We start from the raw sequence: 26446 nt of genomic DNA on the forward strand, positions 1-26446 counted from the left end.
TTCATGGCGCCTTTTGCCCTGCACCGCCGCCCACCGGCGCATCGCCAGAGTGGATGCCGTTCGACAGCCACGACAGATCTCCCGCGTCGGTGTTGGTCGCGTAGACGCTCGGCCGACTAGCGCCGTAGCGCACGATTGATACGGAGGCGGGGCCCACGTTGATGCGCTGGAACAGGTCAAGGTGCATACCGAGCGCGTCGGCGAGGATTGACTTGATGATGTCACCGTGACTCACCGCCACCCATACGGCCCCTGGCCCGTACTCGGCTTCGAAGGCTGCGTCGTGGCGTCGAATCGCTGCCACTGACCGAGCCTGCATCGCGGCCATGGATTCACCACCGGGAAAGACGACCGCGGACGGTTGCGACTGCACAACCGGCCACAATTCCTCGGTTGTGAGATCACTGAGCGTGCGGCCCTGCCACTGGCCGTAATCGCACTCGGTGAGATCGAGATCGACCGGCGCGTACGGCGCGCCAGCCTGGCGATCGAGGATGAGCTGGGCGGTCTGTTGACAACGCTCAAGAGGGCTCGACACCACTCCGACTAGGGGCACGGGCGCGAGCCGCTCTCCGGTCAGAGCCGCCTGGTCCCGCCCGATCTGGTCCAGGCTGACGCCGACGGCCCGCCCGGCCAGCAGTCCAGTGGCATTGGCTGTGGTGCGGCCGTGCCGCACGAGAATAACTGTCGCCATTCACCCAGCCTAACCACCCGGTCGATGGCGATGGGAACCGTACAGGGTCGCGCGTCGAATCCGCCGTCCGCGGAAAGACTGCGACCGTGATCCGGAGATTCCCGTCAAAACCCTGAATGCGACAGGGCCATCAGTCTTCATTGCACGTGCCCGGGTCCAGCTCTCAATAGCGCCGATGTCCCGTGACACCAAGCTCATCGGCGGGCAAAGTGTGCTGCGTTCCGACCCTAGTCGCGTTAGTCTCTGCCAGAGTCTTATAGCGATACGGGAGTGCCTTATGGATGACAGCAGTGCCGCTTTCACAGTTCCATTTCCCGAGGCAAAGAAAACCAGAACGGCCGGCACCTTGGCCAGAGCTTTCTTCCTGGTGTTCTGGATCCTGTGGGGCGTCGACCTATTCGGGGCCCCGGGCGTTCCGGACCTCCCGTGGTTGAGTCTTGCGCTAATCCCATTCGTGCTGTTCTTGGCATTTTCCATTTACGGATGGCGGAAGCAGAAAGAGCTTGCACCCCTCATCAACCAACGCTTCGCTGAAGAGTTTGCCGCACACACCCAAGAGGACTACCCAAAAGACGTGGACATCTTGAAGGTGCAACGGTCCCTAGCTGTTAAGAAAGCAGACGGGTCAGTGCGTCGCTGGGGCGTGAAGCGCAAGGAGGACGTCTTTAACGTGTTTCCTATGGCCTGATACCCTGCGGGCTTAGAAGTTTCGCGGGAGCGTGCAGCCGGTAGCGGCGTGCCTAGTAATAGGTGAGACAGTCCCGGAAAAGGCCAGCCCGCCATCCGTACCAATCGGCCGCTTTGAGCCCAAGGTGTTGGCCGGACACTAGGCGGTCTTGCTCCGCCAGGGCGACTCGGTTCTACAATCGCGCATGGAGAATCTCCGATTCAGCGTCGACGTCGACGTCGACGCTCCCGCGCAGCACGTCTGGAACGTCATGCTCGACCTTGACACCTACCGCGAATGGACGGGCGCCTTCCACGAGGGATCGACCTACGAAGGCGGCTGGAACGTGGGCGATGAGATCCGCTTCCTCGGCCCGAACGACGTCGGCACGGCGAGCGGTCTCTTGGGCACCGTCGTCGAGAATCGTCCCACGAGTTCGTGTCGATCAGCTATCTCGGTGATGTCGAGAATGACGTCGAGCACCGCGAAGGGCCCGCCGTCGGGCTGCACGAGAACTACTCGTTCCGAGAGACCGGCGGGGTGACGACTCCCGTCGTCGAACTCGAGGTGCCCGAGGAGCGGGCCGACGACATGCGCGGCATGTGGTCGGAGGCGATCGTCACGATTAAGCGGCTGGCAGAGCGGGCCTAGGTCGACGAAATCCAGATCCGGTCAGGTATGAAGCAGAGGTTAACCCGTGACAGCGGGGAGGATCCGGCCCTCAGCGCCTCGTCTCGTACCGGGTCAGGACCACGCCGCCGGGAAACGTCCGCGTCTCCACCAGATTCAGGTTCACCCAGCTGTCCACAGCGGTGAAGAACGGAGTGCCGCCGCCCACCAAGACCGGATGGGTGGCCAGCATGTATTCGTCGATCAGACCGGCCCGCATGGCCGCCCCGGCGAGCGTTGCGCCGCCGATGCTCATCGAGCCGCCGTCCTCGGCCTTGAGCCGGGTGATCTCGGCGACCGCGTCGCCGGTGACCACGCGGGAGTTCCAGTCGACCTTGTCAATCGTCGAGGAGAACACCACCTTCGGCGTGTCCCGCCAGTTCCGAGCGAACTCGATCTCCGCCGCGGTGGCGTTGGGCTGCTGGTCGCCTGTCGGCCAGTAAGAACTCATGGTCTCCCAGAGCTTGCGGCCGTACAGCGTCAGGCTGCTAAGCGTCTCCTGGTCGAGCCACCACTGGAACAGTTCGTCGCTCGGCCCGCTCCAGCCAATGTCATCGCCGGCCGCGGCGATGTAGCCGTCCAGGGTCAGGTTCATGCCGTAGATCAGTTTCCGCACGGCGCCAGCCTCCCGTCTCGTAGTGGTCGAGGGCGTCATAGAACTCCGTCGACCCGCATATGATCGGTAGCATTCTGTCCCTCATGGAGCCACCGTAACTGCCCATGATCTGGATGCGATAGCCTTTGGTCCGCGTTTTAACTGAGCGGCCCGGTAAAGAATCGGCAAGCGGATTCCTCCCCGCCACAGCCTTGACCCGGCATGGTCAGGCCTGAGGCGCCGGGCCCACGTAGACTCTCGTTGAAGAACACCGGCTTGGGGGGCACATGGTTTTCAGCAAGAAGCGCAAGTGCGGGATGTGCGGGGGGACTCTGGCGGCGCATGACAGGGATGTCCGGTTCCGTCTCCCGGACCCTGTTCTGAACAGCCCCGAGCAGCAGCGTGCTGAAGGCAGCTGGCTGAGCGACCCGGACCCGACCACCGCCACGCTCATGCAGATCCCAGACATTAGCCCGGTCGTCCGCTCACTGCTGCCGGTCAGGTTGCAGGGCGGGCACGAGTTCCGGTTTGGGGTTTGGATTGCCATCCATCCGGATGACCTGCAGCATGCCTGTAGGGTTTGGAACGCGCCTGAGTATGCCGACCTGAAACTCACAGGCTACCTGGCTAACAAGATCAAGCCCTGGGGTTTCTTAGCCGTTCCGGTGAACCTGGCCGTGCTCAATGCGGAGCAAACGCCTTACTGCGTGTCCAGTTCGAATGAGGAACTGAACGACGTGCTGACCAGGGAATGGCCGCACGACATCCTTCATTCGATGCCGTGATGACCCGGCGGCCCGCCCGCCGTCCCTGGCCGTTAGCTGCGGTATGCGTCATGGTCCTCGCCCTGACGCTCCTGCTCTTTGGCCTGCATTGGGAGTCGGTGATCCAGCTGGTGCCCGGTTACGTTGCGGCGTACCTGCTGATCGGGGCGTGCATCTTCGGGCCGGCCGGAAAGCCGCCGTCGCTGCGCCAGGCCGTCGCGTTCCTGCTGCCCGGTGCCCTGCTCGCGCCCCTTGCATTGCTAAACCTGGGGTATTGGGCCGGCGGCTGGCTGCTCGGGCTACCAGCGTGGGGACTGCTGCTGAACTGGTGGACGCCGGAGGGCCCCATCAGGCCGAGCCAGGTGCTGAAGTTCCTGGGGCTGCTGGTGCTGGGCCTGGTGATCTTCACGTTCAACGTGATCTACCCGGTATTCAGCCTAGGCCTGTTCCTGTTGCCAATCATTTCCCTGATCCGGTTGGCCTACCCGGAGTACCGAGCCTGGCCGCTGCAGGCTGGTGCTGAGGTTCTCCTGGCAGTGGCCGCAGTCGTGGTGGCCCTGGCGATTCCCACCCCTGAAGGTTCGTGGTCCTCGCCTTGGACCTACGCAGGCGGGGCGGCGACCGTCGGGTTGATGACTGCGTTCTGGGCCCCGCGGTCTTCCCCGCCGCTCTTCTTCAAAGAGTCCGCCATTAGCCAACGCCCTGGAGCCGCTGACGAAGGCTCGGGCGCCTCGGCACTGGAGCTAATAGCTCCGCCTTGGTAGCTTTCAACGCATGGCCATCAAACTTGAGAATGTTGGTATCGCTGTTCGCGACATCGAAGCAGCAATCGCCTTTTTCACCGATCTCGGTCTTACGGTCATCGGCCGTGACACGGTCAGCGGCGAGTGGACCGATACTGCCGTTGGACTTGATGGAAACCACGCTAACATCGCGATGCTCCAGACCCCGGACGGTCATGGTCGGCTTGAGCTCTTCGAATACATCCATCCCGAGGCGATCGAGACGAACCCGACGCGACCCAACGACATTGGCATGCACCGCGTGGCCTTCTCGGTGGACGACATCGATGAGGCCCTCGAGGTTGCTGCCAAGCACGGGTGCTTTCCGCTACGCGGCGTGGCCACCTACGCTGATGTCTACAAACTCACGTACCTCCGCGGTCCCAGCGGAATCCTCGTGATGCTCGCGGAGGAACTGAAGAAAGACTGACGCCGAATAGGCCCAATCGGCCGTATTCTCCGGCCCCAGGGCCGGGGGAGCGTCCGGTAAGGGACCGGCTCACGTGCGCTGGTGACACCTGACTCAACCTCCGTTCCCGGCGGCGATTTCTAGAAAAGCGCGCGCATGAGTCCTGAGCTGATCGGCCTGTGCATATTGCATGTCTGGTGAGGGATCGGCTTAAGGGACGGTTCGAACGGGCAGGTGTGCGAGACCAGTGTTCTGTTTTGAGGCGGAGTAAGACCTTACGGGTGCCCGGAAAGGTGCCGCGGCTTCTATTGCGCCAGGGTGACTCGGTTCTACAATCGCGCATGGAGAATCTCCGATTCAGCATCGATATCGACGCTCCCGCGCAGCACGTCTGGAACGTCATGCTCGACCTTGACACCTACCGCGAATGGACGGGCGCCTTCCACGAGGGATCGACCTACGAAGGCGGCTGGAATGAGGGCGACGAGATCCGCTTCCTCGGCCCGAACGACGACGGCACGGCGAGCGGTCTCCTGGGCACCATCGTCGAGAATCGGCCCCACGAGTTCGTGTCGATCCGCTATCTCGGTGATATCGAAAACGACGTCGAGCACCGCGAAGGGCCCGTCGTCGGGCTGCACGAGAACTACTCGTTCCGAGAGACCGGCGGGGTGACATCTCTCGTCGTCGAACTCGAGGTGCCCGAGGAGTGGGCCGACGACATGCGCAGCATGTGGTCGGAGGCGATCGTCACGATTAAGCGGCTGGCAGAGCGGGCCTAGGTCGACGAAAAGTGAAACGCTTGGGGGAGTGAGCTACGCCGCTACTGCCGGGAAATCCGGACACTGTACCCGGCTCAACAACCGGCGAACAGTGCTCCACGAGGCCGACATAAGGCTTTTGTGGCCTTGGTCCGCAAGCGTAACGACAAGAACCGAGGGAGTGAAAGACTCCTCCGTGTAATGGCAGTCCGAGGAAAGTGACTCCAACATTTTTCGGGATCCGCCTTCCTTGCCGGCACGCCACCATATACTCCGAGCATGCTAATCACGCGCCTCGACCGAGACATCGACGCCCAGCCGTCCGCCCTCACGCAGTACGAGGAAGATCCGTGAGCGGCGGTCTCGTCGCCCTGCTGGACGACGTCGCAGCCTTGGCCCGCATAGCGGCCGCCTCGGTGGACGACATCGCTGCCGGAGCAGCCAAGGCCGGGGCCAAGGCCACCGGTGTCGTAATCGACGACGCCGCCGTCACCCCGCAGTACGTGTCCGGGGCGGACCCGTCCCGCGAACTGCCGATGATCAAGCGGATCTTCTGGGGCTCGCTCCGAAACAAACTGTTGATCATCCTGCCGGCGCTGCTCCTTGTCAGCGCCTTCGTCCCGGGAGCCATCCCCTACATCCTCATGCTGGGCGGCACCTACCTCTGCTACGAGGGCGCAGAGAAGGTCTGGTACAAGCTCCGCGGCCACCACTCTGCGGACGAGAAGGCGCCGGCGGTCGAACGCGGCCCCGAAGCGGAGGCGAAGATCGCCAAGGGCGCCATCACCACCGACTTCATCCTGTCCTGTGAGATCATGGTCATCTCGATGAACGAGGTGGCCGATGAGTCCTTGTGGGTCCGGGCGCTCATCCTGGTCATCGTGGCGTTCGTGATTACGGTGCTCGTTTATGGTGCCGTCGCACTCATTGTCAAGATGGACGACGTCGGCCTGCACCTGGCTTCCAAAGACTCTCCGGGCTCCCAGCGATTCGGTGAACTGCTTGTCAAGGGGATGCCCGCAGTGCTGGCAGCGATAACCCTTATCGGGACGGTTGCCATGCTGTGGGTTGGTGGGCACATCATGCTGCAGGGCGCATACGACCTCGGTTGGCACATGCCATATGACTTCGTCCATGCCCTCGAGACACCTTTCGCCGTGGTCCCGGTGGTGGGCGGCTTCCTGGCCTGGCTCGTGAAGACCCTGTGCTCGGCCGTCCTCGGGGCCGCCTGGGGCCTCGCCGTCATGATGATCTTGCACCCGCTGCTAAAACTGCTGCCGTTCGGCAGGAAGAAGAGCGTGCACGAAGTGGGCGACGTCGATCCCGCTTCGTAGCCGCAGGGGCCACCGGCCTGAAGGGTTCCACAGTTCAACCGGTCTAACATGTCCCACATGAAGGTAGCCCGAGAGGCGCGGTCTGCTGCGGTGGTGATCAACGCCGGTTCACGCCGTGGCGCGGCCGCCCACGAACTGGCGGTAGACACGATGGAAAAGGCAGGCGTGCCGATCTCCTCCGTGCACCACGTGCTGTTCGGTGCAGAGCTGGCCGGGACGCTCGACCGGGTGGTTGCGGACGGCCATGACCTGGTGGTTGTCGGTGGCGGCGACGGGACGGTGAGCTGCGCCGCCGGCCGGGTTGCTGGCACCGACGTCGTGCTCGGCGTTCTTCCGCTGGGCACCGCCAACGACCTTGCCCGCACGCTTGAGATACCGGTTAATTTGGCCGATGCGTGCGCTGCTGTCGCAGACGGAAAGGTGGTTGACATCGACCTTGGCCGGGCCAACGGTCAGCCATTCCTCAACGTCGCTTCCGTTGGGCTGTCTGTGGGTGTCACCGAGGCCTTGAGTCCCCGGCTCAAGCGGCATCTCGGGCCATTGGCGTACGGCGTCGCCACCCTCCGCGCCTATGCTCGGCACCAGCCGTTCGGAGCCCGTCTCGACTTCCCGGAGGGGGACCACGAGCCGATAACGCTCGAGCACCTGCTTCAGGTGGCCGTCGGCAACGGCCGGCATTACGGCGGCGGCAACACGGTCTCCCCGACGGCCGGGATCGATGATCACACTCTTGACATCTACGCGATCCTGGCGGCGCCGTTCCGGGAGCACGTGAACATTGCACGGTTGCTCAAGGACGGAAGCTTCGTCGAACACGACCGGGTGTACCACGTGACCAGCCGACGTGTCCGGCTCTTCACCGAGCCGCCGCTGTCGGTGAACCTCGACGGTGAGATCGCGACGATCACGCCAACCGACTTCGCCATCCAGCGCAACGCAGTTCACGTCGTCGTACCTCAAAGCAGCAACAGCGCATCGTTCGATGGACCGGGCGTTGCAAGCGGGCCGTTCAATCGAGGGCCTGTTGGCCCCGGGACGTGAGCGGCTAGGGATTCCAGCCGGGTGAAACACCCCAGCCTTTGACCCATTCAGCGCAGGCGCGGGTTAGGCTTCATTCCATATGGGACCAGCCAACCTGCCACCGGGGGAGGAGCACGCCTGCCCGGCGGCCGCCCCGCGGCAGGTCCACACCCGGGAAACGAGGAGGCCTAGTGCGTTGGGGTCACACTGCTAGGGCATGGGGCATGGCCGCGACGCTCGCCCTTGCTCTCGGGGCATGCTCTGCCAACAGCGAGCCGGCGCAGCCCACGCTTGCCGCAGTGCCAACCGTGTCGGACGGATCGGCAACGGTCGCCGAAGTTAACGCGTTCAGCACGTTCAACTCCAACACCGGCCACGGCAACACCGACATCAATGCCAGGATCAGCTACGCCACCCACTCCGGGTTTTTTTACATCGACAACAACCTGAACGTCGTACGCAACGAAAAGTTCGGCAAGATGGAAAAAATCTCGGATGACCCGCTGACGGTCAGGTACACCGTCAACGAGGGCGTAAAGTGGTCGGACGGAACGCCTGTCACGGCCGCGGACCTGCTGCTGCAGTGGGCCGCCTTCTCCGGCTACTACGACGACGCCGACGCCGGAGGCAAGACGGGAACGTCCTACTTCTCCTACGCCGGAGACCGGACCGGACTGGCTCTGACCGAGTTTCCCGAACTCGGGGCGGACAACCGCTCCATGACCCTGAAATACTCCAAGCCCTTCGCGGACTGGGAAGTCGCTATGGGCGGACCCGGGATCGACATCCCGGCCCACGTCCTCGCCGCCAAGGCAGGGCTGAAGGACGTCCGCGCCCTCGTTGAGCTCCTGAAGAACACGCCGCGCGGTGACGCCCGGGCGCAGAGACCGGCCAACGCCGAGCTCCGGGCTCTGGCCAACGTTTGGAATTCCGGCTTCGACACCAAGACGCTGCCGGCGGATCCGATGCTGTTCCTGTCCAACGGCCCGTACATCGTCAAGGCCCTCACTCCGGATCAATCCCTGACCTTGGTCCGGAACAAGGACTACAACTGGGGCCCCGAACCCAAGCTGGACGAGATCACCGTCCGCTACATCGGCTCCGCTACGGCCCAGTTGGATGCTCTCAAGAACGACGACGCCGACATCGCCGACCTGCAGGCCTCCGCCGACACGGTGGATGAGCTCACGGCGCTTCAAAGCCAGGGCGTCACGGCCAACATCGGCAACCAGCTCGCCTACGACCATCTCGACGTGAACTTCACCGGCCCCTTCGCGGACAAGAATATCCGCGAGGCATTCCTGAAAACGGTGCCGCGGAAGGCCATTGTCGACAAGATCGTCAAAACACTCGACGCGAACGCCGCACCGCTCGATTCGCAGGTGTTCTTTCCCGACGAAGCAGCGTACGCCGACGCCGTCCGGGACAACGGGTCCTCGGCCTACCAGGACGTGGACATCGAGGCCGCACGGCGGCTGCTGGACGGCGCGACCCCGGAAGTGCGCATCCTGTACAACAGGGACAACCCCAACCGCGCCGCGGCCTTCTCGCTGATCCGCGACTCAGCCGGCAAAGCGGGCTTCCGGATCGTCGACGGCGGACTTGGCGCCTCGGACTGGGGCGGGGCTCTGGGCGGCGGCACCTACGACGCCGCGATCTTCGGCTGGATCAGCACCGGGGTGGGCGTGGCCGGCGTTCCGCAGGTCTTCAAGTCAGGCAGCGGCTCCAACTTCAACGGGTTCAGCGACCCCGACGCCGACAAGCTGATGGATGAGCTGGTCGGCACGACCGAACGCAGCAAGCAGGACAGCCTGATGCAGCAGATCGACAAGAAGATCTGGAATTCCGCCTACGGCCTTCCGCTGTACCGGACAGTCGGAGTGATCGCCTACGACAACCGCATGGACGGCGTGAAGTTCATGCCCAGCCAGACCGGCGCCTGGTGGAACTTCTGGGAGTGGGCCCAGAAGTAACCGGGGCCCGCCCCCCAGTTAACCCCGCGTAACCAGATTGCCTTTTCCGTGACGTATACTACCAGCCAGTAGCGTGTGACTCACAATACAGTGCGGCTGACTCCGGTGATCACGCCCCGGCCGGGTCACGGTTTGGCAACAGAGTTCCATTATCCGGACACTTTGGGGCTAGGCTTCTTCCTTATGTAGGCCAGATCACAGGGACACCCCTGCGCCTGTCCACGGGAAAGCACAAGTTTTTCCCTCACGAACTCCCACAACTCATAGGAGGCGGAATGCGTTTCTCGCGCACTTCCAAAGCACTGGGCGTGGTGGCTATCGCCGCCCTCGCCCTGACCGGATGCGGTGCCGGCGGCGGCACGGCATCGGGCAGCGCCAGCACCGGCGGTGACACCAGCAAGGTGATCCTCGCAGACGGCTCCGAGCCCCAGCGGCCCCTGATGCCGGCCGACACCAATGAAGTTGGCGGCGGCAAGGTCATCGACATGATCTTCGCTGGTCTGGTCAGCTACGACCCCAGCGGCAAGCCGGTCAACGAACTCGCCGAGTCCATCGAGGGCAAAGACGGCCAGCACTTCACCATCAAGATCAAGAAGGACCAGAAGTTCACGAACGGCGAGGCCATCACGGCCAAGACCTTCGTCGATTCCTGGAACTTCGGCGCAGCAGCCAAAAACGCCCAGCTCAGCGGCGGTTTCTTTGAAAGCATCAAGGGCTACGACGAGGCCAGCGCAGAAGGTTCCACCGTCGAGACGATGTCCGGCCTGAAGGTCGTTGACGACCAGACGTTCACCGTTGAACTGAAGCAGCCGGAATCAGACTGGCCGCTGCGTCTTGGCTACACCGCCTTCGTCCCGGTTCCCTCCGGTGCACTTGCTGACCCGAAGGGCTTCGGCGAGAAGCCGGTCGGCAACGGCCCGTACAAGCTGGCCGACGGCGGCTGGCAGCACAACGTGCAGATCCAGCTCGTTCCGAACCCCGATTACAACGGCCCGCGCAAGGCCAAGAACGCCGGCGTGACGTTCAAGATCTTCCAGAACGACGACGCCGCCTACCAGGACCTGCTGTCCAACAACCTGGACATCCTGCAGACCATCCCGACCAGCGCGCTGAAGAACTTCAAGTCTGACCTCGGCGACCGCACCATCAACAAGCCGTACGCCGGCAACCAGACCATCGCCATCCCGGAATACCTGCCGGAATGGAGCGGTGAGGCCGGCAAGCTCCGCCGCCAGGCCATCTCCATGGCCATCAACCGCGACGAGATCACCAAGGTCATCTTCAGCGGCGCGCGCCAGCCGGCCAAGGATTTCACGGCTCCCGTGCTTGACGGCTACAGCGACTCGATCCCCGGATCCGAGAACCTGAAGTTCGACGCCGCCAAGGCCAAGGAAGCCTGGGCCAAGGCCGATGCCATCCAGAAGTGGGATGCCTCCAAGACCTTTGACATCGCGTACAACGCCGACAAGGGCGGACACAAGGCATGGGTCGAAGCCGTCGTCAACCAGCTCAAGAACACCCTGGGCATCAAGGTTGAAGGCAAGCCCTACGCCACGTTCAAGGAAGCCCGCAACGACGCCACGGCCAAGACCCTGACCGGCTCCATCCGCGCCGGTTGGCAGGCTGACTACCCGTCGCTGTACAACTTCCTCGGCCCGATCTACAAGACCGGAGCCGGTTCGAACGACGCCGATTACGCCAACCCGACGTTCGACAAGGCCGTCTCCGACGGCCTGAGCGCCTCCTCCGTTGCCGAGGGCAACAAGGCCATGAACAAGGCCCAGGAGATCCTGCTGCAGGACCTCCCGGCCATCCCCTTGTGGTACCAGGTCGCCCAGGGCGGCTGGAGCGACAAGGTAACCAACGTTGACTACGGCTGGGACGGCGTTCCGCTGTACTACAACGTCACCGGCAAGTAACAACACCACGACGGCGGGGGCTGCCCAGATCTTTGGGGCCTCCGCCGTCGTCTTGCCTCAACACATTTCTATAGCCCGGTTTGCCGGGCGAACTTTTCGCAGTCGCCCGGCGAATGAACCGGCGTCGTACTGCATCCATAATGAAAAGGTTCTTTGATGGACAACTCCACCGCATCCCCGGACAGGATGCCCCGTGACGGGGGCGTGCTTCGCTGATGACGACCTACGTTCTCAAGCGTTTCCTGCAACTGATCCCCGTTTTCCTGGGCGCAACCCTGCTGGTCTACTTCCTGGTCTTCAGCCTCCCCGGCGACCCCATCGTGGCGCTCTTCGGCGACAAGCCGGTCAATGAGGCCGTCGCGGCCAAGCTGCGCGCCCAGTACCACCTGGACCAGCCGTTCGGCATCCAGTACCTGCTCTACCTCAAGAGCATCTTCACCTTCGACCTCGGCCAGGACTTCTCCGGGCGCCCCATCGCCGCGGTACTCGCCGAAGTCTTCCCGGTCACTGCCCGCCTTGCCCTGATGGCCCTCATCTTCGAGGGCGTCTTCGGAATCTTCTTCGGCCTCATCGCCGGTCTGCGCAAGGGCAAGTTCTTCGACGCCACGGTCCTGGTGGCCTCGCTCATCGTCATCGGCATCCCGATCTTCGTGCTCGGGTTCCTGCTGCAGTTCTTCATCGGCGTCCAGCTCGGCTGGGCCAAACCGACCGTCAGCTCCGCGGCGACCGTCCAGGACCTTATCCTTCCCGCGCTCGTCCTAGGCCTGGGTTCGTTCGCCTACGTCCTCAGGCTGACGCGCACCAGCGTCATCGAGAACATGAGCGCCGACTATGTGCGCACCGCCACGGCCAAGGGCCTGTCCCGCTTCCGCGTGGTCCGGGTGCACATCCTGCGCAACTCCCTGATCCCCGTCATCACCTTCCTCGGTGCGGACCTGGGAACGCTGATGGGCGGCGCGATCGTCACCGAGGGCATCTTCAACGTCCCGGGCGTCGGGAACCGGCTCTACCGGGCTGTGCTCTCAGGCGAAGGCCCCACGGTGGTCTCGATCGTCACCGTACTGGTGCTCATCTACTGCCTCTCCAACCTGCTCGTTGACCTGCTCTACGCCTGGCTTGACCCGAGGATCCGCTATGACTCCTGATTACAAACCCCTCGAGGCAGAGCGCTGCTCCCGCGCGCCGCCACATCGAGCACTTCGTCGCAGATTTTTCAGAGACGCCCCTGCACGCGACCGACAAGGTCAAAGAGGGCAACGCGCCGCTGAGCCTCTGGGGCGAGGCCTGGCGCAACCTGCGCAAGCAGCCGCTGTTCCTGATTTCCGCGTTCCTGATCCTCGTGGTCGTGGCGGTGTCACTGTTCCCCGGGCTCTTCTCCCAGATCGATCCCACCTCCGAGGCCTGCCAGCTGGCCAACTCCGACGGCGGACCCGCCGACGGCCACCCGCTGGGCTTCACCCAGCAGGGCTGCGACGTCTACGCCCGCGTCATTTTCGGCACCCGGTCCTCGGTCACGGTGGGCCTGTTCACCACCCTTGGAGTGCTTGTGCTCGGCGGCATCGTGGGCGCCCTGGCCGGCTACTACGGCGGTTGGGTGGATGCCGTCCTGGCGCGCATCAACGACATCTTCTTCGCGCTGCCGCTCATCCTGGGCGCCATCGTGGTGATGCAGCTTCCGATGTTCCGCACCAACCGCACGGCCTGGACTCTGGTGCTGATCCTGGCCACGTTCGGCTGGCCCCAGATTGCCCGCATCACGCGAGGGGCCGTCATCGAGGTCCGCAACGCCGACTTTGTCACCGCGGCGCGGTCCCTCGGGGTTTCCCGGTTCGGAGCGCTCATGCGCCACGTCCTGCCGAACTCGCTGGCCCCGATCATCGTTGTCGCGACCATCTCCCTGGGCACGTTCATCGTGGCCGAATCCACGCTGTCCTTCCTCGGCATCGGGCTGCCGCCCAGCGTTATGTCCTGGGGCAATGACATCCAGGCCGCGCAGGCCTCGCTGCGGTCCAATCCGATGCCGCTGCTCTATCCGGCCATCGCGCTCTCCATCACCGTCCTGAGCTTCATCATGCTGGGCGATGCCCTCCGCGATGCTCTCGATCCCAAAGCGCGCAAGCGATGAAAGGGAACGCCATGAACGCCTCTGTTGAAATCCATGAAGCAGGCTACGCCACCGAGCGCCCGCTCCTTGAAATCAGGGACCTCGCGATCAGCTTCGCCACCAGCAACGGCGAGGTCAACGCCGTGCGGAACGCGCACCTGACCATCATGCCGGGCGAGACCGTCGCCATTGTGGGCGAGTCCGGTTCCGGCAAATCCACGACGGCGCTGGCCGCGATCGGGCTGCTGCCGGAGAACGGCCGCGTCTCGGCGGGGCAGATCCTGTTCGACGGCGAGGACATCTCCTCCGCCGGCGAGAAGCGCATGATCGAACTGCGCGGCAACAGCATCGGCATGGTCCCGCAGGACCCGATGTCCAACCTGAACCCGGTGTGGAAGATCGGCTACCAGGTCCGCGAGACGCTGAAGGCCAACGGGTTGCCCAGCGGCCCGGACGACGTCGCCGCGGTCCTGTCGCAGGCGGGACTGCCCGACGCCGCGAGGCGCGCCAAGCAGTACCCGCACGAGTTCTCCGGCGGCATGCGCCAGCGCGCGCTGATCGCCATCGGGCTGTCCTGCCAGCCGCGCCTGCTGATCGCCGACGAACCGACGTCGGCGCTGGACGTGACGGTGCAGCGGCAGATCCTCGACCACCTGGACAAGATGACCACGGACCTTGGGACTGCCGTGCTGCTGATCACCCACGACCTCGGCCTCGCTGCCGAGCGTGCGGACAAGGTGGTGGTCATGTACCGCGGCCAGGTGGTCGAATCCGGGCCGTCCCTTGAACTGCTGCGGAACCCGCAGCACCCGTACACCCAGCGGCTGGTCGCCTCCGCGCCGTCGCTGGCGTCACGCCGTATCCAGGTCGCCAAGGAACAGGGCGTCGAAACCGACGAGCTGCTGGCCCCGGCCGCTGACGTGGTGGTGGAGCCGGCGCTTCCCGAAGAGGTCCTGCAGATCGAGAACCTCAGCAAGGTGTTCAAGCTGCGCTCCGGCTTCGGGCGTTCAACCGACTTCACCGCGGTGGACAACGTCTCCTTCAGCGTCCGGCGGGGAACGACGACGGCGATCGTGGGGGAGTCGGGCTCCGGCAAATCGACCGTGGCGCAGATGGTGCTGAACCTGCTGCAGCCCACCTCCGGAAGGATCGTGTTCGACGGGGTGGACACGTCCACCCTGAACAGCAAGGAGATCTTCGCGTTCCGGCGGCGGGTACAGCCGATCTTCCAGGATCCCTACGGCTCCCTGGACCCGATGTACAACATCTTCCGTACCATCGAGGAGCCGCTCCGGACCCACAAGATCGGGGACAAGGCCAGCCGCGAGAAGAAGGTCCGGGAACTGCTGGACCAGGTCGCGCTGCCGCAGTCCACCATGCAGCGGTACCCGAACGAACTCTCCGGCGGCCAGCGCCAGCGTGTCGCCATCGCGCGGGCCCTTGCACTGGATCCAGAGGTGATCATCTGCGACGAGGCCGTTTCGGCGCTGGACGTCCTGGTCCAGGCCCAGGTGCTGAACCTGCTTGCGGAACTGCAGTCCCGCCTCGGCCTGACCTACCTGTTCATCACCCACGACCTCGCCGTGGTCCGGCAGATCGCCGACCACGTCTGCGTGATGGAGAAAGGCAGGCTGGTCGAGACCGGATCCACGGACGAGGTCTTCGATTCGCCGCAGCAGGACTACACGAAGGCACTGCTCAACGCCATTCCCGGCGCCCAGCTGATGCTGCCGCCGGAAGTCGCCTGACCGGGCCGTCGGACGTCGGCCCTCACCTCACAGCGTGAGACGGAAGCCGGCACCTGCCCTCCGGGCCGGTGCCGGCTTCCGGCGTTTTGCCGGAGTGAGATTGCTCATACTCCACCGCCGGATCCGGCCCATCTGCCCGTGCCACCGCTCCGCCGGCAATCGGGCATTTTAGGCCAATAAATGCCCTAGCGTTTAGACTTGTAGAAGGTGCCCTGTGCAAAGGGACTTCTATGTCGTGCGTTCCGGTTGGAAATGTCGCGATACAACAGCTGACTTCACCACTGAATCGAGCAATAACGCATGTCTGAAACCACCACCAACACTGCGGTAGCCACTGCATCGCGCAGTGACCTGCGCAACGTCGCGATCGTGGCCCACGTTGACCACGGCAAGACCACTCTGGTCGACGCCATGCTCAAGCAGACCAACTCCTTTGCCGAGCACAACCACCTCGAAGACCGGGTCATGGACTCTGGTGACCTGGAGCGCGAAAAGGGCATCACCATTCTGGCCAAGAACACGACGGTGGCCTACAACGGACCGTCCTCCCAGGGCGAGACCATCACCATCAACGTCATCGACACCCCCGGCCACGCCGACTTCGGCGGCGAGGTCGAGCGCGGCCTGTCCATGGTTGACGGCGTTGTCCTCCTCGTTGACGCCTCCGAGGGCCCGCTGCCCCAGACCCGCTTCGTGCTGCGCAAGGCCCTGGCCGCGCACCTGCCGGTAATCCTCCTGGTCAACAAGACCGACCGCCCCGACGCGCGGATCGAAGAAGTCGTTCACGAGTCCATGGACCTGCTCCTGGGCCTGGCGTCCGACCTCGCCGACGAGGTTCCGGACCTGGACCTGGACAAGATCCTCAACGTTCCCGTCGTCTACGCCGCAGCCAAGGTCGGCCGCGCGTCCCTCGAGCAGCCGGCCGACGGCACCGCTCCGGAGAACGAGGACCTCGAGCCGCTGTTCAAGGCCATCATCGAGCACATCCCGGCACCGACCTACAACCCGGACGGTGTCCTGCAGGCCCACGTCACCAACCTCGACGCCTCCCCGTTCCTGGGCCGCCTCGCGCTGCTGCGCATCTACAACGGCACCCTGCGCAAGGGCCAGACCGTCGCCTGGGCACGTGCCAACGGCGAGCTGAAGAACGTCAAGATCACCGAACTGCTCGCCACCAAGGCCCTGGACCGCGTCCCGGCCGAGTCCGCAGGCCCCGGCGAGATCGTCGCCGTCGCCGGCATCGAGGAAATCACCATCGGTGAGACCCTGACCGACGCCGAGAACCCGCAGCCGCTGCCGCTGATCACGGTGGATGACCCCGCGATCTCCATGACCATCGGTATCAACACCTCGCCGCTGGCCGGCAAGGTCAAGGGCGCCAAGGTCACCGCCCGCCAGGTGAAGGACCGCCTGGACAAGGAACTGATCGGTAACGTCTCCATCAAGGTGCTCCCCACCGAGCGTCCGGATGCCTGGGAAGTCCAGGGCCGCGGCGAGCTCGCCCTGGCCATCCTGGTCGAGCAGATGCGCCGTGAAGGCTTCGAGCTCACCGTCGGCAAGCCGCAGGTTGTCACCAAGACCATCGACGGCAAGGTCCACGAGCCGATGGAGCACATGACCATCGACGTCCCGGAAGAGTACCTCGGCGCCGTCACGCAGCTCATGGCAGCCCGCAAGGGCCGCATGACCAACATGGCGAACCACGGCACCGGCTGGTGCCGCATGGAGTTCATCGTCCCGGCCCGTGGCCTGATCGGTTTCCGCACCAAGTTCCTCACGGACACCCGCGGCGCCGGCATCGCAGCCTCCATCTCCGAGGGCTACGAGCCCTGGGCCGGCCCGATTGAGTACCGCACCAACGGCTCGATGATCGCCGACCGCGCCGGCGTTGTAACGCCGTTCGCCATGATCAACCTGCAGGAGCGCGGTTCCTTCTTCGTTCGCCCCACCTCCGAGGTTTACGAAGGCCAGATCGTCGGCGAGAACTCCCGCGCCGACGACATGGACGTCAACATCACCAAGGAAAAGAAGCTCACCAACATGCGTGCCGCTTCCTCCGACACCTTCGAGAACCTGACGCCGCCGCGCGACCTGACTCTCGAGGAGTCCCTCGAATTCGCCCGTGAAGACGAGTGCGTCGAGGTCACCCCGGATTCCATCCGCATCCGGAAGGTCATCCTGGACGCCAACCAGCGCGCCAAGTCCAACCGCGCCCGCGCCAAGGCCTAGCAGCACCGTCCCTAGCCTCGGCAACGGGTACTTGTGAATAAGAGAGCTGCCGGTACGGCAGGCGGCCTGGGCCGCCGCCGTGCCGGCAGCTCTTTTTGTTGCCACCGCGGGCACCGCCCTGCACCGTCAGGGCCTGGTGCTGGCCGGTACGGAGCTTCCCTGGGGAGCCATTGCCGCGCTGGCACTGCTCGGTTCCGCCCAGCTGTGGCTCGGGGCCGCTTTCCGCTCCATCCTCCCGACGGCCGCCTGCGGGGTCCTCTGCTACATCCTCACGGGCTGGTGGTCCACGGTGGAGAACGGCAAGCGCCTGGTGATCGGCGATGTCCCGGGCAATCTCTGGGTCTTCGGAAGCGCGGCAGTGACCCTAGTAATGCTGGCCTGGTGCCGGCGGTACCGCCCCTCGCCAGCGTAGCCCCAGGGCCCCCTGTGTGCTCAGGGGACATGCTCATTCTTCGTTGCGTCGCCGTGGGACATGCTCATTCTTGGTGCCGGGGCCGGGGGACATGCTCATTCTTGGTGATTACCGATGGACATAGTGACACTATGTCCATCGCTCAGGCGTGCCACTGGGCGTGCCCAAGGCTGACCACGGGACATGCTCATTCTTCGTTGCGGGAGCGCGGGACATGCCCATTCTTGGTGCCCTCAGCTTGTGGCGTCCGCTTGTGCACATACTGAAAGCGGCCGCTGTACCCGTCGAAGTCTGACGAGCCACCATGTCCCCATGGCCAAGATCTCCGAAGTGCTTCCGAAATACGACCGCGTAGCTCGCGCCAAACACCTTGCTGCCGCTGGGGTCTCACACTTCCAGCTGAAGGCCGCCCTGGCCAGTGGAGCTGTTTCGCGGGTCGCCCGGGGCGTCTACGCTGTCCCCGGCGCCGACGAGCAACTCATCGCCATCCGGTCGTTGCCAGCCGAGCCGGCGTGCGTCACGAAGGCGCAGCTACAGGGGCTTTGGGTCCTTGAGCCACCCTTGCAGCCGCATGTAGCCCTCACGCACAGTCGCAGTTATCCGGGGTATGTGTGCCATCGGTCGGCAGTGCCGCCAACAATCCTCGACACTGTCATTCAAAGCCTTCGCTGTCTCCCGGAGCTCGACGGTCTCGTCATAGCTGAGTCAGCCGTGGTGTTGAAAGGCGTGCCGATTGCAGCGTTGCGGCAACGTCTGTCGGGCCGGAACGATGTACGGGAGCGTCGGATTGTCGCCGGTATCGTCCCGCAATCCCAGTCCATCATCGAATGTCTGGCCAGATACCTCCTCAGGAAGGCCGGGTTCCACGTGGAGTCCCAGGTCAATGTGCCCGGAATGGGCCACCTTGATCTGATGGTGGATGGCAGGCTCGGCATCGAAACCGATGGTGCGGGATTCCACATGGACAAGGCGAGCTTCGAGGAAGACCGGCGGCGCTGGAACATGACAACCCGGCGGGGCATCCCGACGCTGGTCGTCAGCTATCCTTTGCTTCGCAACCGGCCAGATGAGTTTATCGCCATGGTCCGGGATGCCCTGAACAGGCTCTCAACGGCCGCATAAGCTGACCGGGTTCCAGTCCTCGCCACGTACTCGACGGGCCCTCCTGTAGGCCTGGGCTCCACGCCAGATGACCAACTTTCGCCGCAAAGCATGGACATGTCCCGCGCTAGTGCCCCTGACCAATGGGCATGCCCGGATTCCGCACGCACCGATGGACATAATGCCTACTTGTCCAGTTCCCCGGCGCAGGGGAGCGCATGTCCATCGGTCGGGCTTGGTGGGTGGGGGCATGTCCAGTTTCCCGGCGCAGCGGAGAGCATGTCCATCGGTCAGGAGGAGCACCCCAAGCCAGCCCCGAGATCAGGGATGCTTCGGGTTGCGGCGCGGCGGGGCCGGCGGGACTTCCTTCGCGGCCACGACAAGGGCCAGCGGTATCACCACGTCCGAGCGCCGGGTGCGGACCGTGCAGTCCCCGTCGCCCCGTCCCACGAGCTCGCCGAGCGCATCCGTCAGGCCATCCTCAATCCTGTACCTGACCACGACGCGGGTGCCAAGCGGGGCGTCGGAAAGGAACTGCTGCTGCGGGGGGATCGGCGGACTCACCAGTTCATACTAGGGCCAGCCCGCCAACCCGGACGGGCCTCTGTGACGCCCGGCTAGGTTCGCGGTGACCCACTGGGAGATAATAGGCTCAGAAGTCAGCAGCCCGGCGCTCAGGCCGGGAGCACCATCCGGCCGGTCGCCGGACCCAACGTGGAGAGGCAAGGGACGTGACGTACGTAATCGCGCAGCCGTGTGTAGATGTCAAGGACAAGGCATGTATTGAAGAATGCCCCGTCGATTGCATCTATGAAGGTGAGCGTTCGCTGTACATCCACCCCGACGAGTGCGTGGACTGCGGTGCGTGTGAGCCGGTCTGCCCCGTGGAGGCGATTTACTACGAGGACGACACTCCTGAGGAATGGGCGGACTACTACAAGGCCAACGTTGAGTTCTTCGACGAACTCGGGTCTCCGGGCGGGGCCGCGAAGATCGGCAACACGCACACGGACCACCCGATGATTGCGGCCCTGCCGCTACAGAACCAAGAGAGCTAGGGGCGGCGCTTCCGTGACATCCGCGCTGCGCAGTTTCGGCCTCAGCCTGCCCGATTATCCCTGGGAGGCGATGAAGCCGTACCTCGCCAGGGCAGCCGAACACTCCGGGGGAGTCGCCAACCTTTCCATCGGCACGCCCGTGGACCCGACACCGGAGGTGGTGCAGGAGGCGCTCCGTGCCGCGGCCAACGCCCCGGGCTACCCCACGGTCCACGGTACGGCGGCCCTCCGGGAGGCAATAGCGGCCTGGTTTGAGCGCCGCCGCGGCGTGCCCGGCCTCGATCCGCAGCACATCATGCCCACGGTGGGGTCCAAGGAACTGGTGGCGTGGCTGCCGTTCCTGCTGGGTCTGAAACCGGGCGACGTCGTCGTGCGGCCCACCGTCGCCTACCCCACCTACGACATCGGCGCCGCGTTTGCCGGCGCCGAGCACATCGCTGCGGATGACCTCGATGAGCTCGACGCCGCGACCCGGGCCCGCGTCCGCCTGGTCTGGGTCAATTCGCCGGCCAACCCCACCGGCAGCGTGCGGGACACCGCATCGCTCCGGCGCATCGTGGCGCAGGCACGTGACATCGGGGCCGTGGTGGCCTCGGACGAGTGCTACGCCGAACTGGGCTGGGGCGAATGGGATGTCCAGCGCGGCGGATCGCCGGTACCCAGCATCCTCAATCACGAAGTAGCAGATGGCTCGCACGAGGGCCTGCTGGCGGTCTACTCCCTTAGCAAGCAGTCCAACGTGGCCGGATACCGTGCGGCGTTCATCGCCGGCGACCCGGGCATCATGGCGAACCTCGTGAACAGCCGCAAACACGCGGGCATGATCGTGCCCTACCCGGTTCAGGAGGCCATGCGCGTCGCCCTGGGCGACGATGCCCACGTCCAGAACCAGAAGGATCTGTACCGCGGCCGCCGCGAACGGATCGTACCGGCGCTGGAGCGCTTCGGACTGACCATCCACGAATCCCGGGCCGGGCTCTACCTGTGGGCCACCGCCGGGGAGGACACCTGGCTCACGGTGAGCCGGCTTGCGGACCGGGGGATCGTCGTCGGTCCCGGGGTCTTCTACGGTGACGCCGGCAACGGGTTCATCCGGGTGGCGCTGACCGCCACCGACGAACGGATCGACGCGGCGGCGGCACGACTGGCCACCGGACCGTGATAGCGGGCCGAAGTACCGGACCGTGACACCAAGACCGTAACAATGTGTGACACGTGCCACAACCGGCGCATTTTCGGCCTTTCCGGAGGGCCTTGGATTAGTGCCACCCGCGAACTGAATGTAGTTTTTAACTGACTATCAATGGTGGCTTTCCACAAGAAGGCAGCGTAGCCGTTGGAATCCGTCTCCGGGCGGGTCCCGCTGGGCGGCTTCACCAGAAGTTGGACCGGCTTTCTACAGAGGCCCCGACGCCTCATGAGGAGACTCCATGACTGAGACCACCAGCGCGACCCTGCGCCATGCAGCAGGCGAGCTTGAACTCCCGCGCATCAAGGTTGTAGAAGGAAATGAAGGCTACGACATTTCCAAGCTGCTGAAGCAGACCGGCGCCGTCGCCTTCGACCCCGGTTTCATGAACACCGCGGCTACCACGTCCGCCATCACCTACATCGACGGCGACGCCGGCATCCTGCGTTACCGCGGTTACCCGATCGAGCAGCTCGCCGAGCACTCCAGCTTCCTGGAAGTCTCCTACCTGCTGATCTACGGCAACCTGCCGACACCGACTGAGCTGGAAGCCTTCGACCAGCGGATCCGCCACCACACCCTGCTGCACGAAGAACTCAAGGGCTTCTTCAGCGGCTTCCCCCGGGACGCGCACCCGATGCCCGTGCTGTCCTCGGCCGTGTCGGCGCTCTCGACCTTCTACCAGGACTCGCTGGACCCGTTCAACGCCGAGCACGTCGAGGTCTCCACGTACCGGCTGCTGGCAAAGATGCCGGTCATCGCCGCCTACGCCCTGAAGAAGTCCATCGGCCAGCCCATGCTGTACCCGGACAACTCCCAGAACCTCGTGGAGAACTTCCTGCGGCTGAGCTTCGGCCTGCCGGCGGAGCAGTACGAGGTGGATCCCGTTGTCGCGAAGGCACTGGACCTGCTGCTCATTCTGCACGCGGACCACGAGCAGAACTGCTCCACCTCCACCGTCCGGCTGGTCGGCTCCTCCAACGCCAACCTCTTCGCATCCGTCTCAGCGGGCATCAACGCCCTCTTCGGTCCCGCCCACGGCGGAGCCAACGAGGCCGTGCTGAAGATGCTGCGCCAGATCCAGGCCGACGGCACGAAGCCCGAGGACTACATGGAGAAGGTCAAGAACAAGGAAGACGGCGTCCGCCTCATGGGCTTCGGGCACCGCGTCTACAAGAACTACGACCCGCGGGCCAAGATCGTCAAGGCGACCGCCCACGAGATCCTCAGCAAGCTTGGCGGCAACGACGAACTGCTCGACATTGCCATGCGCCTGGAGGAGAAAGCCCTGAATGATGACTACTTCATCCAGCGCAAGCTCTACCCGAACGTGGACTTCTACACGGGGCTGATCTACAAGGCGATGGGCTTCCCCGAGAAGATGTTCACGGTGCTGTTCGCCATCGGACGCCTGCCGGGCTGGATCGCGCAGTGGCGCGAGATGATCGGCGACCCCAACACCAAGATCGGCCGCCCCCGGCAGCTGTACATCGGTGAGGCGGAGCGCAACTACCCCTCGGTGTAGCGGTTCGCTAGCACAACAGGTTCACAGACACCACAGCAGTACGACGCCGGCCGCGCCCCTCGTGAGGAGCGCGGCCGGCGTCGTACTGTCCAGGTTTAAGCGGTCAAGCGGTCAGGCGTTGTAGCCCTCCGGGTTGTTCTTCTGCCAGCGCCAGTGGTCCTCGCACATCTCGTCCACCGTCTTGGTGGTGGACCAGCCCAGGTCCGCCAGCGCCGCGGAGGCGTCGGCCCAGAACGCGGGCAGGTCGCCGGCGCGGCGGTCCGTGATCTCGTACGGGATGGGTTTGCCCGCGGCCTTTTCGAAGGCGTGGAGTACTTCCAGCACGGAGGAGCCGTGGCCGGAGCCGAGGTTCCAGCGGCGCACTCCGGGGCGGCCGGCGATGTGGTTAAGGGCGGCGACGTGGCCTTCGGCGAGGTCCACCACGTGGATGTAGTCGCGCTGGCAGGTGCCGTCCGGGGTGTCGTAGTCGCCGCCGAAGACCATCAGCTTTTCCCGCCGGCCGACGGCGACCTGGGCAATGAACGGGACGAGGTTGTTGGGGATGCCCTGCGGGTCCTCGCCGATCCGCCCCGAAGGGTGCGCGCCGACCGGGTTGAAGTAGCGCAGCAGTGCGATGTGCCACCGCTCGTCGGCGGCGCCGAGGTCGGCGAGGATGTCCTCGATCTGCTCCTTGGTCCGGCCGTACGGGTTGTTCGCGCCGATCTCCATCTTTTCCACGTACGGGCTGGGGTTGTGCTCGCCGTAAACGGTGGCGGAAGAGCTGAAAACGATCGACCGGACGTCGTGCCGGTCCATCGCGCGGAGCAGGTTCAGGGTGCCCGTGAGGTTGTTGTGGTAATACCGCAGGGGTTCCCGGACAGACTCACCGACGGCCTTGAGCCCGGCGAAGTGGATCACGGCATCGATCGCGTGCTCGGCAAAGACGGCGTCGACGCCGGGCTCGTCCACGAGGTCCACGCGGTGGAACGCAGCCGCGGTGCCGCTCAGTTCCGCAACACGGCGCAGCGACTCCTCGCTGGAGTTCACCAGATTGTCGATGACCACGACCTCATGGCCGGCCTCCTGCAGGGACAGCACGGTGTGCGAACCGATGTAGCCGGTGCCGCCAGTAACCAGAATTTTCATGAGTCTTAGGCTATCCCACCGCCGAACCCGCCCGCGGAGGCTGGCCCGGCCGGAGCCGGTGCGCCCCGCCGTCGTACGGGCACATCCGTGCTAAAAAAGACGAGTGCCGAAATTTGTCGACGCCGCTTTGCGGCGCCAGGAAGTGGTCGAAGCGGTCTTCCGGATTATTGCAGCCGACGGGCTGGAGCGGGCGTCGCTCCGGGAAGTTGCCGACGAGGCCGAACTCGCCGTCGGATCGGTCCGGCACTACTTCGCGAGCAGCGAGGAACTGCTCGCGCACGCCTTCGGTGCCGTGGTGGACCGGATCGTCGGCAGGCTTACTGCCGCGGATGACCGGCTCGAAGCGCTGCGGCCGGGCACGGAAGAGCACTACGAAGCCGTCGTGGCCCTGCTGGGCGAGCTCCTGCCGCTGGATGAGGAGCGGGCCGTCGACGCCTGCGTGTGGATGGCCTTCAAGAATGCCGCCAGGACGAAGCCGTTCCTGGCCCCGGAGGCCGACCGCAGCCACCGCGCCGTGGCAGCGGTCATGGGCCGGATCGTGATGGAACTTTCCGGAGGTGACGGCGACGGCGCGGGGCAGCCCGGCCCCCCGGGTCCGGACCGGCAAGGGCTCGTCACTGAAGCCGAAAGGCTGCTCGCCACCCTGGACGGGCTCACCATGCACGCGCTGCTCCAGCCCGAATGGATGACCGCCCAGATGTGCAGGGACGTGCTGGACGCCCACCTGTCGGGACTCACCGGCCGGGTTCCCGCCATTAACCTGCGTTAGCGTGAGGAATACACTGGGATAGTACGTCTTGCCAAGGGTGGCACCCGGTAAGGGAACCCGCGAGGCGGCAAGGGAGGCAATGGATGCAAGAGACCGGCGGACCTGGCTGGCGGATCACCATGGACACCTCTGGTCCGATGCTCATTGCCCTGTACATCCGTGACGTGGCCGGCCTCGACGGCGTAGGGCACCCCGCACTGTGCCACGTGGCACCCAAGATCCGTCCGTCCGACCACGCCCACCTCATCGCCGACGTGGGCGGAGCCAGCGCCCTCAGGACGGAGTGGGAGGCGTGGTGGGAGCAACTCCTCAAAGCGCATCCGGAGATGTCGCCCACGCTGGGGCCGCCTGGTTTCCGTGCCTTCAGCAATTCCCCGGCCCTGCGGCGCGTGCTGCAGGCGCATTTCGGCGCCGCGTTGTCCTGGGCCCGGGAACGCCGGAGCGAGTATGCCGCGCTCGAGGCGGAGCGGGAAGCCGCCGGCGGCGTGCAGCTCCTGGCCGACATGGTGGACGACAAGCTGCTGGAGGTCGGCCGCGACGCCAATCCCTTCAACCTGACCATCATTGAGCTTCCGCTGGCCGAACAGAGGGCCTGGTACGTCGAACCGGACAAGATCTTCATGAGCCACGAGCTGACGTCTGATCAGGAACTGTTCCGCAGCTACGTCCAGCCCGTGGTGGACCTGCTGGTCTAGAACCGGTCCGCGGCTGGTTCTCCGCCTGCGGCGCCGGCTACTGCCGCGGGGCCTCGGCCACTGTGATGCGGACCTGGCCGGCAGGCGCGTCGGAAGCCTTCCAGCCGTCGTGGGTCTCGCGGGTCCAGCTCTGGCCGCCGGTGCCGACCTCCGTGATGGAGAGGGCCTTGGCGTTGCATACCGCCCACTGCGCCACCGCCCACGCCAGCGGTCCGTCGGCCTCGATCTGCAGCACCCGGCCCTCGGCGGAGGCCGGAACGTTCCCGAAGGACGCCGACAGGCGCTCCTGCACGGCCGCCGGGTCGCCGGCCTCATCGGGGGCACGCAGCGTACATTCCAGCCCCGCGGGAGTCTGGCCGGTCAAAGCGGAGGCGAAAGCGCGGGCCATCACCTCGTGCTGGGCATACGCCCCGGGAAACGCTGAGCGCTGGACCCGCTGCGCGGCGTCGGCGATGTCCAGCGACTGGTAGCCGGAGACCTTCACCAGTGCGTTGTAAAAGGCGTTGGTGGCGTAGTACGGGTCCATCACCTGCTCCGTGGTGCCCCATCCCTGCGACGGACGCTGCTGGAACAGGCCACGGGAGTCCGGACCGGCCTGGTCCCCGTGGCCGATGTTCCGCAGCTTGGATTCCTGCATCGCGGTGGCCAGCGCGATGCTGGCAGCCCGGGCCGGGAGTCCGCGGCGGACGGCGACGGCGGCGATCAGCCCCGCATTCGCTGCCTGGTCGGTGGCAAGTTCGGCGCTTCCGGAACCCGCCGCCGTGCACCGTTCGGTGACCAGGGTCTCGGAACGCTGCAGGAACGCCACCGCCGTGTAGACGGCCCCGGCAACCATGGCCAGGATCAGCAGCAGCACAGCCCGACGCCGCCAGCTGCCTCTGCGTGCCACGAAACTACTCCCTTG

26 protein-coding genes are annotated in these 26446 nt (G+C 64.9%); 21 read left to right on the plus strand and 5 right to left on the minus strand.

What is annotated here, in order from left to right; all coding sequences use genetic code 11:
• Nucleotide 1: 1 nt before the first annotated feature.
• Nucleotides 2-694 (minus strand): histidine phosphatase family protein, encoded by a 693-nt coding sequence (locus QFZ65_RS06775; RefSeq protein WP_306909225.1) that lies wholly within the window; start codon nt 692-694, stop codon nt 2-4.
• A 277-nt stretch (nt 695-971) separates the two neighbouring features.
• Here QFZ65_RS06775 and QFZ65_RS06780 point away from each other — a divergent pair, with 277 nt between their 5' ends.
• Both QFZ65_RS06780 and QFZ65_RS06785 read left to right on the plus strand, forming a co-directional pair.
• On the plus strand, nt 972-1382 hold the full coding sequence (locus QFZ65_RS06780; protein ID WP_306909227.1) for a hypothetical protein: 411 nt from the start codon (nt 972-974) through the stop codon (nt 1380-1382).
• Nucleotides 1383-1566: 184 nt separating this feature from the next.
• On the plus strand, nt 1567-1905 hold the full coding sequence (locus QFZ65_RS06785; protein WP_306909229.1) for an SRPBCC family protein: 339 nt from the start codon (nt 1567-1569) through the stop codon (nt 1903-1905).
• Between the two features lie 177 nt (nt 1906-2082).
• Here QFZ65_RS06785 and QFZ65_RS06790 read toward each other — a convergent pair whose 3' ends face one another.
• Entirely contained in the window at nt 2083-2646 is a 564-nt protein-coding gene (locus QFZ65_RS06790; RefSeq protein WP_306909231.1) for a dihydrofolate reductase family protein, read from the minus strand.
• A gap of 266 nt (nt 2647-2912) precedes the next feature.
• Here QFZ65_RS06790 and QFZ65_RS06795 point away from each other — a divergent pair, with 266 nt between their 5' ends.
• The 14 genes from QFZ65_RS06795 to QFZ65_RS06860 all read left to right on the plus strand — a co-directional run bounded on the left by QFZ65_RS06795 (nt 2913) and on the right by QFZ65_RS06860 (nt 19202).
• Entirely contained in the window at nt 2913-3410 is a 498-nt protein-coding gene (locus QFZ65_RS06795; protein WP_306909233.1) for a DUF2199 domain-containing protein, read from the plus strand.
• Nucleotides 3410-4153: a hypothetical protein gene (locus tag QFZ65_RS06800; RefSeq protein ID WP_306909235.1), complete on the plus strand. Its 744-nt coding sequence runs from the start codon at nt 3410-3412 to the stop codon at nt 4151-4153. Before QFZ65_RS06795 ends, QFZ65_RS06800 begins: the two co-directional genes overlap by 1 nt.
• Before the next feature lie 10 nt (nt 4154-4163).
• The gene (locus QFZ65_RS06805) at nt 4164-4601 is read left to right on the plus strand and encodes a VOC family protein (RefSeq protein WP_306909237.1); all 438 of its coding nucleotides are present in this window, start codon (nt 4164-4166) and stop codon (nt 4599-4601) included.
• 320 nt (nt 4602-4921) lie between these two features.
• On the plus strand, nt 4922-5362 hold the full coding sequence (locus QFZ65_RS06810) for an SRPBCC domain-containing protein (RefSeq protein WP_306909239.1): 441 nt from the start codon (nt 4922-4924) through the stop codon (nt 5360-5362).
• A gap of 329 nt (nt 5363-5691) precedes the next feature.
• The gene (locus QFZ65_RS06815; protein ID WP_306909240.1) at nt 5692-6675 is read left to right on the plus strand and encodes a DUF808 domain-containing protein; all 984 of its coding nucleotides are present in this window, start codon (nt 5692-5694) and stop codon (nt 6673-6675) included.
• A gap of 57 nt (nt 6676-6732) precedes the next feature.
• Nucleotides 6733-7716, plus strand: a complete 984-nt coding sequence (locus QFZ65_RS06820; protein WP_306909242.1) for a lipid kinase — start codon at nt 6733-6735, stop codon at nt 7714-7716.
• Nucleotides 7717-7919: 203 nt separating this feature from the next.
• Nucleotides 7920-9668, plus strand: a complete 1749-nt coding sequence (locus QFZ65_RS06825) for an ABC transporter family substrate-binding protein (RefSeq protein ID WP_306909244.1) — start codon at nt 7920-7922, stop codon at nt 9666-9668.
• A gap of 275 nt (nt 9669-9943) precedes the next feature.
• Nucleotides 9944-11587: an ABC transporter substrate-binding protein gene (locus tag QFZ65_RS06830; protein WP_306909246.1), complete on the plus strand. Its 1644-nt coding sequence runs from the start codon at nt 9944-9946 to the stop codon at nt 11585-11587.
• Nucleotides 11588-11802: 215 nt separating this feature from the next.
• Nucleotides 11803-12732 (plus strand): ABC transporter permease, encoded by a 930-nt coding sequence (locus QFZ65_RS06835; protein WP_306909248.1) that lies wholly within the window; start codon nt 11803-11805, stop codon nt 12730-12732.
• Nucleotides 12729-13712 (plus strand): ABC transporter permease, encoded by a 984-nt coding sequence (locus QFZ65_RS06840; protein WP_306912516.1) that lies wholly within the window; start codon nt 12729-12731, stop codon nt 13710-13712. The genes QFZ65_RS06835 and QFZ65_RS06840 overlap by 4 nt, the downstream gene beginning before the upstream one ends.
• A gap of 11 nt (nt 13713-13723) precedes the next feature.
• Nucleotides 13724-15439, plus strand: a complete 1716-nt coding sequence (locus tag QFZ65_RS06845; protein ID WP_306909250.1) for an ABC transporter ATP-binding protein — start codon at nt 13724-13726, stop codon at nt 15437-15439.
• Nucleotides 15440-15739: 300 nt separating this feature from the next.
• Complete coding sequence (typA, locus tag QFZ65_RS06850) at nt 15740-17668, plus strand: translational GTPase TypA (RefSeq protein WP_306909253.1); 1929 nt, start codon at nt 15740-15742, stop codon at nt 17666-17668.
• 79 nt (nt 17669-17747) lie between these two features.
• Nucleotides 17748-18080: a hypothetical protein gene (locus QFZ65_RS06855; RefSeq protein ID WP_306909255.1), complete on the plus strand. Its 333-nt coding sequence runs from the start codon at nt 17748-17750 to the stop codon at nt 18078-18080.
• 312 nt (nt 18081-18392) lie between these two features.
• Nucleotides 18393-19202, plus strand: a complete 810-nt coding sequence (locus QFZ65_RS06860) for a type IV toxin-antitoxin system AbiEi family antitoxin domain-containing protein (protein ID WP_306909257.1) — start codon at nt 18393-18395, stop codon at nt 19200-19202.
• 300 nt (nt 19203-19502) lie between these two features.
• Here QFZ65_RS06860 and QFZ65_RS06865 read toward each other — a convergent pair whose 3' ends face one another.
• Entirely contained in the window at nt 19503-19745 is a 243-nt protein-coding gene (locus QFZ65_RS06865) for a hypothetical protein (RefSeq protein WP_306909259.1), read from the minus strand.
• Between the two features lie 167 nt (nt 19746-19912).
• Here QFZ65_RS06865 and fdxA point away from each other — a divergent pair, with 167 nt between their 5' ends.
• From fdxA to QFZ65_RS06880, 3 genes are all read left to right on the plus strand, one after another.
• On the plus strand, nt 19913-20239 hold the full coding sequence (gene fdxA, locus QFZ65_RS06870) for a ferredoxin (RefSeq protein ID WP_306909261.1): 327 nt from the start codon (nt 19913-19915) through the stop codon (nt 20237-20239).
• A 13-nt stretch (nt 20240-20252) separates the two neighbouring features.
• Complete coding sequence (gene dapC, locus QFZ65_RS06875; RefSeq protein ID WP_306909263.1) at nt 20253-21401, plus strand: succinyldiaminopimelate transaminase; 1149 nt, start codon at nt 20253-20255, stop codon at nt 21399-21401.
• A 268-nt stretch (nt 21402-21669) separates the two neighbouring features.
• Nucleotides 21670-22953, plus strand: a complete 1284-nt coding sequence (locus QFZ65_RS06880) for a citrate synthase (protein WP_306909264.1) — start codon at nt 21670-21672, stop codon at nt 22951-22953.
• 111 nt (nt 22954-23064) lie between these two features.
• On the opposite strand, the gene galE is transcribed toward QFZ65_RS06880, so the two are convergent.
• Entirely contained in the window at nt 23065-24078 is a 1014-nt protein-coding gene (gene galE, locus QFZ65_RS06885) for a UDP-glucose 4-epimerase GalE (RefSeq protein WP_306909266.1), read from the minus strand.
• 103 nt (nt 24079-24181) lie between these two features.
• Between galE and QFZ65_RS06890 the strand changes: the two genes are divergently transcribed.
• Together QFZ65_RS06890 and QFZ65_RS06895 are read left to right on the plus strand one after the other, a co-directional pair.
• Nucleotides 24182-24847 carry a TetR/AcrR family transcriptional regulator gene (locus QFZ65_RS06890; protein ID WP_306909268.1) on the plus strand — a complete coding sequence of 222 codons (666 nt, stop codon included), beginning with the start codon at nt 24182-24184 and terminating at the stop codon, nt 24845-24847.
• 83 nt (nt 24848-24930) lie between these two features.
• On the plus strand, nt 24931-25542 hold the full coding sequence (locus tag QFZ65_RS06895) for a hypothetical protein (protein WP_306909270.1): 612 nt from the start codon (nt 24931-24933) through the stop codon (nt 25540-25542).
• A 37-nt stretch (nt 25543-25579) separates the two neighbouring features.
• Here QFZ65_RS06895 and QFZ65_RS06900 read toward each other — a convergent pair whose 3' ends face one another.
• A complete protein-coding gene (locus tag QFZ65_RS06900) occupies nt 25580-26431 on the minus strand; it encodes a hypothetical protein (protein ID WP_373427566.1) in 852 nt (283 codons plus the stop codon).
• Nucleotides 26432-26446 lie beyond the last annotated feature (15 nt).

The organism is Arthrobacter sp. B3I9, assembly GCF_030816935.1.
Lineage (GTDB): Bacteria > Actinomycetota > Actinomycetes > Actinomycetales > Micrococcaceae > Arthrobacter.

Excerpts from the sequence above, each read along its gene's own strand:
- QFZ65_RS06780 (WP_306909227.1), top strand. The coding sequence starts at position 972 with ATGGATGACAGCAGTGCCGCTTTCACAGTTCCATTTCCCGAGGCAAAG.
- QFZ65_RS06820 (WP_306909242.1), top strand. The coding sequence starts at position 6,733 with ATGAAGGTAGCCCGAGAGGCGCGGTCTGCTGCGGTGGTGATCAACGCC.
- QFZ65_RS06895 (WP_306909270.1), top strand. The coding sequence starts at position 24,931 with ATGCAAGAGACCGGCGGACCTGGCTGGCGGATCACCATGGACACCTCT.
- QFZ65_RS06810 (WP_306909239.1), top strand. The coding sequence starts at position 4,922 with ATGGAGAATCTCCGATTCAGCATCGATATCGACGCTCCCGCGCAGCAC.
- QFZ65_RS06775 (WP_306909225.1), bottom strand. The coding sequence starts at position 694 with ATGGCGACAGTTATTCTCGTGCGGCACGGCCGCACCACAGCCAATGCC.
- QFZ65_RS06800 (WP_306909235.1), top strand. The coding sequence starts at position 3,410 with ATGACCCGGCGGCCCGCCCGCCGTCCCTGGCCGTTAGCTGCGGTATGC.
- QFZ65_RS06880 (WP_306909264.1), top strand. The coding sequence starts at position 21,670 with ATGACTGAGACCACCAGCGCGACCCTGCGCCATGCAGCAGGCGAGCTT.
- QFZ65_RS06795 (WP_306909233.1), top strand. The coding sequence starts at position 2,913 with ATGGTTTTCAGCAAGAAGCGCAAGTGCGGGATGTGCGGGGGGACTCTG.
- QFZ65_RS06785 (WP_306909229.1), top strand. The coding sequence starts at position 1,567 with ATGGAGAATCTCCGATTCAGCGTCGACGTCGACGTCGACGCTCCCGCG.
- QFZ65_RS06845 (WP_306909250.1), top strand. The coding sequence starts at position 13,724 with ATGAACGCCTCTGTTGAAATCCATGAAGCAGGCTACGCCACCGAGCGC.
- QFZ65_RS06860 (WP_306909257.1), top strand. The coding sequence starts at position 18,393 with ATGGCCAAGATCTCCGAAGTGCTTCCGAAATACGACCGCGTAGCTCGC.
- galE (WP_306909266.1), bottom strand. The coding sequence starts at position 24,078 with ATGAAAATTCTGGTTACTGGCGGCACCGGCTACATCGGTTCGCACACC.
- QFZ65_RS06830 (WP_306909246.1), top strand. The coding sequence starts at position 9,944 with ATGCGTTTCTCGCGCACTTCCAAAGCACTGGGCGTGGTGGCTATCGCC.
- QFZ65_RS06835 (WP_306909248.1), top strand. The coding sequence starts at position 11,803 with ATGACGACCTACGTTCTCAAGCGTTTCCTGCAACTGATCCCCGTTTTC.
- QFZ65_RS06805 (WP_306909237.1), top strand. The coding sequence starts at position 4,164 with ATGGCCATCAAACTTGAGAATGTTGGTATCGCTGTTCGCGACATCGAA.
- typA (WP_306909253.1), top strand. The coding sequence starts at position 15,740 with ATGTCTGAAACCACCACCAACACTGCGGTAGCCACTGCATCGCGCAGT.
- QFZ65_RS06825 (WP_306909244.1), top strand. The coding sequence starts at position 7,920 with ATGGCCGCGACGCTCGCCCTTGCTCTCGGGGCATGCTCTGCCAACAGC.